General features: G+C 54.6%; 1 protein-coding gene. It reads right to left on the bottom strand.

Annotated elements, in window-relative coordinates; all coding sequences use genetic code 11:
- Positions 1-489, bottom strand: a 489-nt coding sequence (locus tag ACTHTS_RS11060; RefSeq protein WP_440370064.1) for a methionyl-tRNA formyltransferase, incomplete at both ends; no start/stop codon positions are given.

The raw sequence follows: 489 nt of genomic DNA on the forward strand, positions 1-489 counted from the left end.
TTCCAATCGATACGCGCTTCTTCTTTGCTTAATTTTTGTGCATAAGTAACGCCTTCTTCGGGCTGTTTGACGCTTTTCAGACGGCCTTCTGTTTTTAATTGTTGCAAATCAGCAACAATTGCCGCCGCACCGAGACTCATCAGCGCATCGTGTACTTCGTTTGCCGTATCGGTCGGCTGAATGGCGTAACGGTGTTCGCTGACCACATCGCCGGTGTCCAAACCGATGTCCATCTGCATGATGCACACGCCCGTTTCGGCATCTCCTGCTTCAATCGCGCGCTGAATCGGCGCCGCACCACGCCAACGGGGCAGTAGCGAGGCGTGGATGTTGAGACAGCCGTGTTTCGGCGTATCCAACACGTCTTGCGGCAGAATCAGCCCGTAGGCGGCAACGACCATCACGTCGGCCTCAACCTCTTTGAGCATTTGCAAGGCTTCGGCGTTGTTGCGTAGTTTTTCAGGCTGCGCCACGCGCAAACCTAATTCC

This window comes from Neisseria sp. P0019.S003, assembly GCF_051957115.1.
GTDB lineage: Bacteria > Pseudomonadota > Gammaproteobacteria > Burkholderiales > Neisseriaceae > Neisseria > Neisseria flavescens_D.